Source organism: Tolypothrix sp. PCC 7712 (genome assembly GCF_025860405.1).
GTDB lineage: Bacteria > Cyanobacteriota > Cyanobacteriia > Cyanobacteriales > Nostocaceae > Aulosira > Aulosira diplosiphon.
In genome coordinates this window covers 5246872-5260328 of record NZ_CP063785.1, presented here as the reverse complement: position 1 = coordinate 5260328, position 13457 = coordinate 5246872, and the positions used below count along the sequence as shown (strand labels likewise).

Genomic DNA, 13457 nt, shown 5'->3' with positions numbered 1-13457 from the left:
GTGTGGCGTATTGTTTCCATTGTAGATTTTACTATACAGAAATTATGCATTTTTCAAAGGTCATGCATAGTTTGTTTTAATTCTTTCTTGGGGAATCACGATCGCAAATTCTGTATAACCAGGAGTAGAATGACATTCCAGTTGTCCTTGATGCTTTTCAACGACAATTTGATAACTAATAGATAAGCCTAATCCTGTACCTTTACCAATACCTTTGGTGGTAAAGAAGGGGTCAAACAAACGTTGGCGAACAGCTTCGCTAATACCAGGGCCATTGTCTATAATCCGAATTACAACTGCTGGTGCAGACTGGATATTGTAGGGTTTATGATAAAATTCCTCTCTACCTTCAATAGTAGGGTCACCTTTGTTTAATTCTGTGCAAATTTTGATTTGGCTGGGATTTTCTAACATTTCTTGAGGCGAACGCTGGCGATCGTACTCTTCTAAGGAGTCTATAGCATTAACAATAATGTTCATAAATACTTGGTTGAGTTGTCCTGCATAGCACTCTAGTAGCGGTAATTGGCCATATTCTTTGATGACTTGAATTTGGGGACAACCAGTTTTAGCTTTAAGACGGTTTTGCAAAATCATTAAAGTACTATCCAAGCCATCATGAATATTTACCCGTTTGATTTCCGCTTCATCAAGGCGAGAAAAATTTCGCAGAGATAGTACTATTTCCCGAATGCGGTTAGCACCCAGTTTCATAGAATTTAATAGGTTGGGTAAATCTTCTATAATAAAATCGAGATCGGCCTCTTCTATTGTCGCTTGTAGTGTCGTATCAGCTTGAGGATATTGCTGTTGATATAATTGCAATATATAGAGTATATCTTCAACATATTTTGTAGCAGGATTCAGATTACCATAGATAAAATTAATAGGATTATTAATTTCATGAGCAATCCCAGCTACCAGTTGACCCAAGCTAGACATTTTTTCTCGATGAATGAGTTGCGCTTGAGCTTGCTGTAGTTGCTGTAGAGTTTGTTGGAGTTTTTCTTTTTCTTGAATTAAATCAGTTGTACGTCGCTGTACACGATGTTCTAATTCTTGATTTACTTGTGCTAATTTACTTAAGGCTTCTTGTAATGAAAGTTCTGTTTGTTTGGGTTGATTAATATCTATAATAAAACCGATTAGTTGTGTGACTTCTCCTTGAGAACGCACAATATTGACAATATCTTTGACCCAAATCCAGTTACCATCAGCAGCTAAAAACCGATACTCAACTATGTAGTCATCTTGTTGGAGTGCAGCAACTTGCTGATGTTCTAACACATGGGGTAAATCTTCAGGATGAATATGCGATCGCCAGAATTGTGGTTGATACCATTCCGCCAATTCATAACCAAATAAATCAATTGCTTGTGGCCCTACATAAGTAAATTTATGAGTGCTAGCCTCTGCTTCCCAAGGTACTAATTTAACATTTTCTACCAGTCGCTTGAGACGTTGGCGAGTTTGCTCTAAGTCTTTTTCTGTCAGCTTACGTAGTGTAATATCATTGGCGATCACAGCATAGTTAGTAGTGATACCTTCGGCATTAGAAATAGCCTGACCATCTACAAATAGCCAATGTTCTTGCTGATTATTTGATATATAAGAAAACTCAAATTTAAAGCTTTCGCCTTTTAGTAATTGTTCGCGGATATAAGCTTGTTGTATATTAGTTTTTTCATGAGCAGCCAGTACAGAGAAAAACTTTTTTCCTATTAAAATTTTTGCTGGTATTTCTGCCCGTTGCACTAATGCTTCATTGACCCACTCTATACGTCCAGATCTATCTGTTAATGCCATAAATAAATCGTTGCGGCTAGCTAAGGCATTAAACATAGTTAAGGGTAAATTTTGTGAATCAATTAACATTCCCATAACTCCTGTAACTATGCTGAAAAAGCATCACGTCTTCCTGCTACGTATGCCAAAAACAGCTTACTAATATCGTCGCGCACCTGACGAAATATTTGCAGTTTTTCTATTTCTGTACCTGTGGCTTCTGCTGGGTCAGGAAAGCTAAAGTGATGACGTTTAATAGATGATAGTAAAGTAGGACAACTTTGGTCTGCATGATCGCAAACTGTAATGACAGTATCAATTTTTTGGTCAAGAAAAAGATTGATATGCTTACAATAATTTTGAGAAATATCTATTCCTATTTCTTGCATTACTTTTATAGCCAAAGGATGTACTTCTTTAGCTGGGTTCATTCCTGCACTTTGAGTTGTGAATAAATCATCAGCTAACTCTTTCAATACCCCTTCAGCTATTTGGCTACGACAAGAATTACCAGTACAAAGAATTAAGAGAAGTGGTAAATCCATCTTCTATATTCAGCAATAAATATTACTCTAAATCTTAACTTTACATACTTGATTTTGCCGTCAGGGAAAATACACAAACCGATAAATATTCAGAAAAAGGGAGGTTTTTAGCCTCCCTTGTTGTGATTTTTGAAATTCTATATGAACAATTTTTAGAAGCGATCGCGGTGTCGGCGTTGTTCTTCAAAGCGACGTTGACGTTCGCGTTCAATTTCTAGCCTGCGTTGACGTTCGCGTTCAAGTTCTAGTCTATGCTGGCGATCGCGTTCAATTTCTAGTTTGCGTTGACGTTCGCGTTCGAGTTCTAGTCTATGCTGGCGATCGCGTTCTAATTGCTGTTCTCGCCAGTCATGTCGTTCATTACCTCCAAGAATTACTTGAATTTGAGCCGAAGCTGGTTTTGCTAACACACTTGAAGCTAGCACAACACCTAATACACCGGATGCAAGAATCCTTTTCATAAAGAAAATCCTTGAATGAAATGTAAAGTTAATGGAAGAAAAAGAAGCCACTAATGAGTAGCTTCTAAGAACATAAGGAACATGAACACTAATTGCTGTTGACTTATCTGTTGCCTTGATGTTAGCTATGAATCGAGTAGAGTACACCTTAAGCTTTCAGAGGCAAATTGATAGTTACTACTCTTCCTGATCTGCTCCGTAGTAACTGTTTCCATCTCAAGTGGTAGATTCAAGTTATTATTAAAGCTGGTTTTTATCAAAAATGATTCAGACAAAAGTCACGAATCTACCCATGACTAAAGTCATACAAAAATTTATATTTATCAAAAGCTTGGGGGATGCGTTAATAACGCATCCTACTATATCAATATGAAAGACAAAATCAGTCACAAATCATCTTTAGCCAAAATTTTCATCATAGCTTTGACTCTGAGTACTACTCTTAGCAGTTGTACGCCAGAAAAAAGAACTATGTTGCGATTAACTGCAGAGACTTTTCGTAATCAGGCGGTTGAGGCGATCGCATCAGTAAAAAAAATCTACCAACTGAATGACTTACCTCTAGAACCTGAGATTTCTCGTGATTTTGTAGTTGAGCAATTACTTAGCGATCGCAGAATTAATTTTGGCGATCCGAGGGAAGTAGATAAAATTATTACGGGAGAAAATCAATCAAATAATCAGCCTTCAGATTTGGAGCGAGAACTTGATGCTTTGCAGTCAGAATATGACACCGCTATAGAGATTTTTAACAATTTAGAAACAATCGACTATGGTAGTGTCAAAATAGTAGCTCAAACTGCCCAACCAGCGCGATGTTTAACAGTCAAAATGCTGCTTTTAGCTAAACAAATTCAGCAGAAGCCACCAAAACCAAACAATCCGCAACGGGTACTAATTGGTTTGAAACTACAACAGCTTCAGAGAAAGTATAATAATCCTAATACATATTCCCAAATCGGCCCAGAAGAAATTAAGCGTCAAGTTGCTGAACAAATAGATGCGTGGTTAAAAGTAAATGCTGCCGAACAGCAAATACTAAATGAATCCATATCTAGGCTGTTAATAGCAGCTGATACAGGTAGAAAACTCTCAAAACTGATTGATGAATACCCTTCTTTGAGTTTTGAAGCGATCGCAACTCGAATTACTAAAATTGTTGGAGTAGCTAACACCGTTACTGGTAGAGACTACAGTTCAATTTTATCGAGAATTAATAGTATCGAACAATCGATCAACGCAGATAAAACTTTGCAAGGGTTTTTCCAAGAAGTATCTCAAAATAATTTACGTTCGCAACCTTTAAAATCTCAATTATGTCAAAATTAATAAGAATTAATCAGATATGAAAAATCTAGACAATTTTGATGATTCTGTAATTACAGAAAGTAATGATATTTTAGAAAAATTACGAGATATAATTCTGCAATTAAAAGCCGTTCCTAACAATTATATAGATGTGTCAAATCTAGATAACCTAGAACAAGATTTACAAAATATTCTGCCGCAGCTTCAGTTTGCACTGCTCAATGCTCAAGAAGAAAAAAATTGGCAACAAGTTAATAAGTTAAGAGAAGCAGTGCGAGAATGTAAAGACACACTCAACAGTGTGAGAGCCGCAATTATTAGAGCCACAATTATCGGGATTAATCCTGCTAATTTAGCGGAAATGCAAAAAATATTGCAGGAAATTAAGTCAAATTCTCAAACTCAATCGCAGGTAGAATATATTGTTTATGTACTTCGCTTTATGCGGAAATTGTTTATGTAGTGAACATAAAATATTATGTTTGGTTAAATTATGCATCTCAATTCTTGCAATGCATATTTCAATATGTAAGAATAAAAATCATATTTAACTCATAATCAAGATAAACTCTGCGCCCTGAGCATTTGATTGCAAGTGAAATTACTGAACAGGACATGGCGTAAACTAATTTTGGGCTTAAGTTGCTTGTTACTCATAATTGCTTGTAATGGATTGCAACCTACAAGCACCACAAGCCCGAAGTTAGAATTAACAACTCTGAAAGTGGCTACAGACCCTACATTTGTACCCTTTGAGATGAAAAATGCCAATGGGTATTTAGAAGGGTTTGACATTGATTTGATGAATGCGATCGCACAGGTAGTCGGTTTACAAGTTCAATGGGAAAGCCTCCCGTTTGACGGGATGATATCTACTTTGCAAGCCAAAAGAGTAGATGCAGCTATTAACGGTATTACAATTACTGCGGAACGCTTGAAAACCATTGACTTTTCCCGACCTTATTTTAAAGCTGGACTTGCGATCGCAGTTCGAGAAAACAAGCAAGATATCAAAGATTTAGATAGCCTCAAAGGTAAAAAGATAGGCGTACAAATTGGTTCAACGGGTGCAGATTTTGCTAAAACAATCCCCAATGCCAAAATTAGTACATACAACTCCGGCCCTGATTTCTTTCAAGATTTACTTAATGGTAATGTTGATGCGGTAGTTGGCGATGCCTTTGCTACTTTATACGCAATTAAAAATGGTAATCTCAAAGGTATTAAAGTGGTTACCAATTTACTCACAGAAGAATTCTACGGAATCGCTACACCTAAAGATTCTCCTTATTTGGCAACAATTAATCAAGGTATAGGTATTTTGTTATCCAATGGCACTTATCAACAAATTTATCAAAAATGGTTTAATATCAAGCCGCCACAATTACCAGAAAAAGTATAGTAATCCGATTAAAATTTAACAAAATATATTTATATGTAGGATGCGTTACGCTATCGCTAACGCATCATATATCAAATTCAAAAATCAAATATGAGATGGGTATGTAATACCAATTTGAAAAAAGAATACGACAGATTGTAGGGACACGGCATTGCCCATTGGTGTCAACTTAACGTGAAACCCTCTTGGTTGCAAGGTTTCGCCCTCACCCCCAGCCCCTCTCCCACAGGGAGAAGGGAGCAAGAGATTTAGTTCCCCTTCTCCTCGGGGAGAAGGGGTTAGGGGATGAGGGCGCGAGGTATTTGTACAACGCCCGCCCTATATCGCTTTTAGCTTAAGTTGACACGTATGGGCATTGCCGTGCCTTCTAGCATACATATATTGATGTGTCGCAAACATGATTTGAATTGGTATAAGTAGTAGGGCACGGCACCAGTAAGATAATTTGACATACCACAAGATTGTGGATGCCGTGCCCCTACAAAGAATTTATTTGTCTATTCTTTAGTAAATCCAATCATTTCATCAGTTGGTTCATCCAGCATTTCTGGTACTAAAGCAGGGTTAGATCTACGTTCTTCTGCTGATTGTTCTCGAATCACATCATCCATTTTTGCTGGGTGCTTAATTTTATCCAGTACCTCTGGACTTAATTCTGATGCATCTGCCTCCGGATTCATCTTTTCGGCTTGGCTAGGAACAGTTTCTTTATTCATGAATATTTCCCCAAATTTATACGCCAAGCTTAGATTTTCTAGTTACTAAGCACACACTATCTGGAGGCTTAAATTATTATTAGCTGGAAAGTGCTGAGTTGTACAGACGCGATTAATCGCGTCTGTACAAGAGTAAAACCCATGATGATAACTGGTGCTTAGTCTACAGTTTAGGATTAGCAATGATTGAGCGCAGCCAATAACCTTTACTATAGAAGACGTAAAGGTTCTGTATATTTCGTTTCAAAACAGGAAATTCAGCAGTGCTACCAAATAAGCCCCCAGGGGGGAATAAAACTCAACGTTGGACATTGTCGCAACTTTTTGGCTTGGCAAGGCGCAATCCACTCATGATTTCTAGGTGGGTTCTATGTTGGGCTGCTGTGGGGACTGCGAGTGGTATATTTGCTGGTTTGTATTGGAATGTTCTAGAACTAATTATTCACAAACTCCAACGCTTTGAGGGTTTGAGTCTGCTGCTAGTAATGCCACTATGCGGTTTATTAGTGGGCTTGGTGATTCATTTTTTGGGAAATCCAGGCGAAATCGCGTTGATTGTCGATAATATCCACTTTCGCGGCGGAAGGCTGGATACTCGCAAAAATCCCTCAATGATTCTTGCTTCCCTAGTTAGTATCTCAGCTGGTGGTAGTGCTGGGCCAGAAGCGCCTCTAGTGCAAGTAACTGGTTCTTTTGGTACGTGGGTAGCCGATCGCCTTAAACTCCAAGGAGAAGATTTGAGATCCATGAGTTTAGCAGCGATGGCGGCTGGTTTTACTGCTTTGTTTGGTTCTCCTTTGGGTGGTGCAATGTTCGCTTTAGAGATTTTGCATCATCAGCATATTGTGGAATATTACGAAGCTTTGATGCCAGCGATTGTTGCGAGTTGCGCTAGCTACTTGGTATTTGCTGCAATTACACATTTAGGAATTGCACCTACCTGGAATTTTCCCCAATATAACTTAGCCAACATAGATGATTTTGCTTTAGCGATCGCCTTTGGGATTTTAGGCGCAGTTGCGGGCTGGATTTTTATAGCGATTTTTCGGTTTTGCGATCGCGCTTTTTCTCGTATTCCTGGCCCCATATATTTCCGTACCACACTAGCAGGTTTAGGATTAGGCGCTTTAGCCGTTGTCTTACCGCTTACCCGTTATTTTGGCCATGAAGAATTAGAATCTGTCGTCAATACTAATCTTCCGGCGATGTTTTTGTTGATATTAGCCTTGGGTAAAATGGCAGCTATCAGCATGACAGTTACAGGCGGTTGGCGGGGTGGATTTATCATCCCCTTATTTTTTACTGGCGCTTGTATAGGTAAAGCCGTAGCCATCTTAATTCCCGGAGTTCATCCTGCTTTAGCAATGATTTGTACAATGGCGGCGATTAATGCAGCCGTGACACGCACACCCATTAGCACAACTTTGTTGCTATCAAAACTCACTAACTTCAGTCCCTTCACACCAATACTCTTTGCCAGTTTAATGGGATTTTTCCTCGCTCCAAAAGTTCCCTTGATTGCATCTCAACTCAAGCATCAAACAGAGGTAGCTAATTAACCCGCTTTTGTCACTCTCCGAAAACATTTGCCATTTCTGAATTAAGCGAGCTTTTATCTACCAAGGGTTAACACGATTTTTTTCTAATAGGATAGCTTGTATTGATTGCCTGATGAGGTTTCTAGGGATTACCCTCGCGGAGAGTGACAGAACAGGGCTACGGTGTACCCACAAGTCTTATAACTTAGCCCCGTAACGTTTCGATCCCCCTGACTCCCCTTTTTAACGGGATTTAAGGGTATCCAACCAAACGTCAATCATTTTTTATAAAGACTAGATAAATTATCTATTAAGAATACATTAACCTTCGTAAAAATACTGGGATATTTCTCTGGTACATGATAAATTTTCATAAAATTTAAGTATTAATCATGAATTGTCTAAATTAGTAATCAATAAAAATACAAACAAACGTTTTATTGATTAGTCATGACAGTATCGGGGATTTTCCCTGAAACTCTTATGCTTAGGTAACAAAGGTCATCAGCTGATTCCTCCTTAGGGTGTCTAGGTGCTTCTATATTTCTCTATGTACATCATTGGTTTTCTTCTCCCTAATGCCAAAATGCTGATTACTAATTCCAAATGAATAGTAATCGGCAGCTTTTTATGTTCAGGTCTCCAATTCATAATTAATACTGAAATTTCAAATCAATTGTCTACATAGCTCTAGCAACAATCGCCAGCTAGAACAAATCACTTTATCAATTCCTGGATTTAATTAAGGTATGAACATGAATCAAGAAAAATATTTGATGACACCCAAGCTACATTCTATTTCCCGTAATCAATCACGCATTTTGATAGTATCAATGCGTGAAGTTGCTAAGTTAGTAGGATTTTGTAGCTTATATGAATTTGAAGATGTCATCTACGATGCCGATGCTACTGATATGCTCACACCTTTGAGTACAGATGATGGCATCGTTAGAAAAGTCTACAAATTAGCTAAGTATTTAACTAATTCTCAAAAATTAGCTAATTTCTTAGTACCGGGAACTAATCCATACTTTCTTGAACAAGAGTATGAACTATTTTTTCCCGTATTTAATTCTCCTTTTGAACTTTTCGCACTGCACGCATTTAAAAATTGGCGGCAAAAATGTAGCCAAGCAGTTTGTTATATAGATGAATTTTGGGAAACATATCTGCAGCCATCCAGTCTATATTTTCTTGAATATTTAAAAGATTTCGACCATATTTTTCTCGGCAATAAAAATTCAGTCGAAGCAGTTGCTAAAATTACAGGCCGTCCTTGTAGCTATCTACCACCTGGGATTGATACATTAAAATTCTGTCCCTATCCACAGTTACCTCACCGCAGTATTGATGTTTCCTATTTGGGTCGGCGTTCACCTGTAACTCATCAAGCTCTATTAGAGTATGCACAACAGCAACAAATTTTTTATTACTACGATACAATCAAAGCTTCCGGAACTAAAAATGCTGCTAAACAACAAACATTTGCGGTGAATAATGCCCGAGAACACCGCATTTTGTTTGCTAATTTAAACAAGAGAAGCCGTTATTTCTTTGCTAACCGCGCACGCATTAACGAAGCAGAAGCGACAAAAAATAAACAAGAGTTTGGCCCACGCTTCTTTGAAGGAGCAGCTGCTGGTGCAGTCCTCATTGGCGATCCACCAATGACAGAGGAATTCTACAAACATTTTGATTGGCCTGATGCAATTATCAAAGTTCCCTTTGATGCTCCAGAAATTGGCGAGATTATTTCTGATTTGGATTCACAGCCTGATCGCTTGGCAAGAATTAGCAGAGATAATGTTGTCAATACATTACTCCGACATGACTGGGTATATCGCTTACGCACAGTACTTGAAACAATAGATGTTAAACCTAGCCAAATCATGTTAGCTAGAGAAGCTAAGTTAAAGAAACTAGCTTATGAAATCCAGCACGCTTTAGATGCATCATTAGTTAGTTAGAAACTCATAATGATTTTTAGCTAATTGGTATTATCTTTTTTGTATAAGCCATTTTAAGTGCCTTGTGTATGGGGAAAGTAAATTCACACTTTTCCCATTTTCTTTTTGCTGAATCAAATTATATTTACTAGAATATTTGGCTGATCTAAATTTATGATTGAGATCATACCAATTTGAGAAAAGAATACGACAGTAGAAGCACGGTATTGCCTTGCCCTCTAGAATATTATTGATGTGTCGCAAACATTATTTGATTAAATTTTAAGAAGCGTTTCACCAAAAGATTAGCAATTGACCTATAAGTTTTTCTAAATTACCGAAATCCTCTTACTCCTTGTCTATTTTTAGATAGTAGTGTATAGATATAATTAAAATTTATTCTTGAGCTATTAGGTTCTCAAATTTCATAATTCTTTAGTTTCTAACTGTAGATTACGTGTTTTGATATAAGAAGTTCTTCAAAGCCTGTGAAAGTCTAAAATCACATTTCAAAATTCAATTTTCAATAATACATAATCTTAAATTGGAAAAAGAAACAATTTACTAGCGACAAGTAACTTGCTTTAAAACACTTATTAAATCAGGGTAATATCATGAACAACAATAAATATTTAATAAAACCTAAATTTAATTCTCTTTCTAATGAAAAATCACGCATTTTGTTAGTATCAATGCGTGAAATTGCTAACTTAGTAGCTTTTTGTACCTTATATGAATTTGAAGATGTACTATATGATACAGATGCTGTTGATATGGTTCAACCATTGAGTGCTAACGACGGTATCTTCAGGAAAATCTACAAGCTAGCTAAATATTTAACTAACTCCAAGCAATTGGCTGAGTTCCTCCTTCCAGGGAATAATCCATACTTACTTGAGCAAGAGTATGAACTATTCTTTCCCATATTTAATTCTCCCTTTGAACTGTTTGCGCTGCATTCGTTTAAAAATTGGCAGCAAAAATGCGATAAGTCTGTCTGTTACATAGTTGAATGCTGGGAATGGTATCTTAAGCCATCCAATAACTACTTCTTTGAGTTTTTAAAGGATTTCGACCATATTTTTCTTGGTACTAAAAATTGTGTAGAGGCAGTTGCTAAAATTACAGGTCGCCCTTGTAGCTATCTACCACCTGGGATTGATACATTAAAATTCTGTCCCTATCCCCTCTTACCTTATCGTAGTATTGATGTTTCCTATTTGGGTCGTCGTTCATCGGTAACCCATAAAGCCCTATTAGAATTTGCACAACACCAACCAATTTTTTATTACTACGATACAATCAAAGCCTCCGGAACTAAAAATGCCGCTAAACAACAAACATTTGCGGTTAACAATCACCAAGAACACCGCAGTTTATTAGCTAATTTAATTAAAAGAAGCCGCTATTTCTTTGCTAATCGCTCACGCGCTAATGAACTGAACACAGCAAAAGTTAACCAAGAGTTTGGTTCTCGTTTCTTTGAAGGTGCTGCTGCTGGTGCAGTGATGATTGGCGAACCGCCAAAAATAGAGGAATTTTACAAATATTTTGATTGGCCTGATGCAATTATCAAAGTTCCCTTTGATTCTCCTGACATCGGTGAAATTGTAACTGACTTAGATGCTCAGAGCGATCGCTTAACCAGAATTAGAAAAGAAAATGTTGTCAACTCCCTACTGCGACATGATTGGGTATATCGCTTACGAACAATCTTTGAGGCAATAGACGTTCAGCCTAGCGAAATCATGTTATCTAGAGAAGCTGAGTTAAAAAATCTCGCCAATCAGATTCATCTGTCTGATACATCATTGGTTCGTTAGTAGGTGATTGGGGACTGGGGATTGGGGACTGGGGATTGGGGACTGGGGATGAGGGAGATGAGGGGGATGAGGGAGATGAGGGGGATGAGGGAGATGAGGGGGAAAACGTAATTACCCATTACCAATGCCCAATGACGGCAGTTGCTACAACGCGGGAAACCCGCGCAACGCACTGCCTCCCCCATGCCCAATGCCCCATTCCCACTTTTCCTGTAAAATCAAGATCCTAAAGACTGTGGATCGGGAGAAATTAGGGGTGTCTACACTCGGCGTAAACATTGACCACATTGCGACTATTCGACAAGCACGGCGAACGGTGGAACCTGACCCCGTAGCAGCAGCAGTGTTGGCAGAATTGGGGGGTGCAGATGGGATTACTGTGCATCTGCGGGAAGATAGACGGCATATACAAGATAGAGATGTGCGACTCTTACGGCAAACGGTGAGAACGCACTTAAATTTAGAAATGGCTGCTACCGAGGAAATGCTAGGCATAGCTCTCGATATCAAACCAGATTATGTAACTTTAGTACCAGAAAAACGGGAAGAAGTCACTACAGAAGGTGGTTTAGATATTGTTGGGCAAATTGCTAAAATAGTTGAGATAGTTGATAAATTGCAGAGTGCTAGCATTCCAGTAAGTTTATTTATCGATGCCGAACCTTCACAAATTGCAGCATCTGCTAAAGTGAAAGCGAAGTTTATAGAACTGCATACTGGGCAATATGCTGAGGCTACTGATGAAACAAGCCGCCAGCACGAGTTAGCCGTGTTAGCTAAAGGGTGCGAGCAAGCAATTCAAGCAGGGTTGCGAGTTAACGCTGGTCATGGGCTGACTTACTGGAATGTTTATCCTGTGGCGATTCTGCCAGGGATGGAAGAACTCAATATTGGTCACACCATCATTAGTAGAGCAGCTTTGGTAGGTTTAGAAAGAGCTGTGCGTGAGATGAAGCAAGCCATCCGAGGAGAACTGTAAACGGTGAACAGTAAACAGTTAACAGCTAACAGTTAACTATGAAGAGTGCTGAGTTTTCAGTTCTGAGTGCTGAGTGCTGAGTGCTGAGTTAAAAAAACCAGCCACAAGCACTGCGGTAAGTGCCTTGTGTATCACGAGTGAGTACTTTTTACTTTACTCAGCACTCATTACTCAATCATTGCTTAGAGGGGTCTTAACTGCGTAATCCAAGAATTGGGGACACAATTTTAAGCAAAGACTTCTATGAGCGCAACACAATCTAACAGTTTGCCACTTTGGGTACAGGATCGAGATAAAGTTATTGAAGGAAGTACTGGTGCCGAATGGCGCTATCAAGAACCTCCTGATTATTCTCGCTCTAAAGAGAATTTGGCTAAAGAAAGTACGCGTAATCACCTAGATGGTACTCTAGAAGCGATCGTACAAAATTTAGTCAGAAGCTTTGAGATGGAGGTATCTTTCAAAACCAACCCACAACAGTGGTTGTCTGTTGTTAATGACCAATTTCGTGTGAGTACTAATGGAGGTCAAGAATATACCGCTACAGATTTAGCAGCCCAAGGTACTTACAATTTATTTATGGCTGATTCAGAGCATTACGTGCGATTCGTTGTTTAGTGAATCACGGTAATCAGTCCGTACATAACTAAACCAGCCTGACAGCAGATTACTGTCATCAAAGGCTGAACTCTCGGTCAGATGCAAGTGAAAGTCTTGCCATTCAGACTCAGAATTGACTCCTTATCTGCCCACACCGAACAAGCTCGGTTCTTGTAGAGTGAAGCTGGGAACAGGGCGTAATCAGACGACCGTTGCGGGTTGACACTGGCGCTAACAGGGAGTTCCTATGATGAAACAGAGCCTACAAAAGCGACTTAACTGAAGGCAGGGCGCAACGCAAAATCCCTGACCTCACTGGAGTTCATTCCCGCCGAAGATGTAATGGGTAGCGGC

The 13457-nt window shown here is 38.6% G+C and carries 12 protein-coding genes and 1 pseudogene; 9 read left to right on the top strand and 4 right to left on the bottom strand.

Annotated elements, in window-relative coordinates; translation table 11 throughout:
• Positions 1 to 60: 60 nt before the first annotated feature.
• The 3 genes from HGR01_RS21610 to HGR01_RS21600 form a co-directional block, all read right to left on the bottom strand.
• On the bottom strand, positions 61 to 1875 hold the full coding sequence (locus HGR01_RS21610; RefSeq protein WP_045874076.1) for a PAS domain S-box protein: 1815 nt from the start codon (positions 1873 to 1875) through the stop codon (positions 61 to 63).
• Between the two features lie 17 nt (positions 1876 to 1892).
• A complete protein-coding gene (locus HGR01_RS21605) occupies positions 1893 to 2330 on the bottom strand; it encodes an arsenate reductase ArsC (protein WP_045874077.1) in 438 nt (145 codons plus the stop codon).
• A 152-nt stretch (positions 2331 to 2482) separates the two neighbouring features.
• Positions 2483 to 2791 (bottom strand): hypothetical protein, encoded by a 309-nt coding sequence (locus HGR01_RS21600; protein ID WP_045874078.1) that lies wholly within the window; start codon positions 2789 to 2791, stop codon positions 2483 to 2485.
• 369 nt (positions 2792 to 3160) lie between these two features.
• On the opposite strand from HGR01_RS21600, the gene HGR01_RS21595 reads away from it, so the two are divergent.
• The 3 genes from HGR01_RS21595 to HGR01_RS21585 all read left to right on the top strand — a co-directional run bounded on the left by HGR01_RS21595 (position 3161) and on the right by HGR01_RS21585 (position 5501).
• Positions 3161 to 4120 carry a hypothetical protein gene (locus HGR01_RS21595; protein ID WP_081584149.1) on the top strand — a complete coding sequence of 320 codons (960 nt, stop codon included), beginning with the start codon at positions 3161 to 3163 and terminating at the stop codon, positions 4118 to 4120.
• Between the two features lie 16 nt (positions 4121 to 4136).
• A complete protein-coding gene (locus HGR01_RS21590) occupies positions 4137 to 4562 on the top strand; it encodes a hypothetical protein (RefSeq protein ID WP_045874079.1) in 426 nt (141 codons plus the stop codon).
• Between the two features lie 132 nt (positions 4563 to 4694).
• The gene (locus HGR01_RS21585; protein WP_045874157.1) at positions 4695 to 5501 is read left to right on the top strand and encodes a basic amino acid ABC transporter substrate-binding protein; all 807 of its coding nucleotides are present in this window, start codon (positions 4695 to 4697) and stop codon (positions 5499 to 5501) included.
• A gap of 497 nt (positions 5502 to 5998) precedes the next feature.
• Here HGR01_RS21585 and HGR01_RS21580 read toward each other — a convergent pair whose 3' ends face one another.
• Positions 5999 to 6217, bottom strand: a complete 219-nt coding sequence (locus HGR01_RS21580) for a hypothetical protein (RefSeq protein WP_045874080.1) — start codon at positions 6215 to 6217, stop codon at positions 5999 to 6001.
• 263 nt (positions 6218 to 6480) lie between these two features.
• Between HGR01_RS21580 and HGR01_RS21575 the strand changes: the two genes are divergently transcribed.
• From HGR01_RS21575 to HGR01_RS21550, 6 genes and pseudogenes are all read left to right on the top strand, one after another.
• Positions 6481 to 7776, top strand: a complete 1296-nt coding sequence (locus HGR01_RS21575) for a chloride channel protein (RefSeq protein WP_045874081.1) — start codon at positions 6481 to 6483, stop codon at positions 7774 to 7776.
• A gap of 734 nt (positions 7777 to 8510) precedes the next feature.
• Positions 8511 to 9722, top strand: a complete 1212-nt coding sequence (locus tag HGR01_RS21570) for a glycosyltransferase (RefSeq protein WP_052335414.1) — start codon at positions 8511 to 8513, stop codon at positions 9720 to 9722.
• Between the two features lie 593 nt (positions 9723 to 10315).
• Positions 10316 to 11524 (top strand): glycosyltransferase, encoded by a 1209-nt coding sequence (locus tag HGR01_RS21565; RefSeq protein WP_045874082.1) that lies wholly within the window; start codon positions 10316 to 10318, stop codon positions 11522 to 11524.
• A gap of 35 nt (positions 11525 to 11559) precedes the next feature.
• Positions 11560 to 11754 carry a hypothetical protein gene (locus HGR01_RS21560; RefSeq protein ID WP_210403139.1) on the top strand — a complete coding sequence of 65 codons (195 nt, stop codon included), beginning with the start codon at positions 11560 to 11562 and terminating at the stop codon, positions 11752 to 11754.
• A gap of 26 nt (positions 11755 to 11780) precedes the next feature.
• Positions 11781 to 12503 carry a pyridoxine 5'-phosphate synthase gene (locus HGR01_RS21555; RefSeq protein ID WP_045874083.1) on the top strand — a complete coding sequence of 241 codons (723 nt, stop codon included), beginning with the start codon at positions 11781 to 11783 and terminating at the stop codon, positions 12501 to 12503.
• Positions 12504 to 12746: 243 nt separating this feature from the next.
• A pseudogene (locus tag HGR01_RS21550) lies at positions 12747 to 13103 on the top strand (SnoaL-like polyketide cyclase); the annotation flags it as partial.
• Positions 13104 to 13457 lie beyond the last annotated feature (354 nt).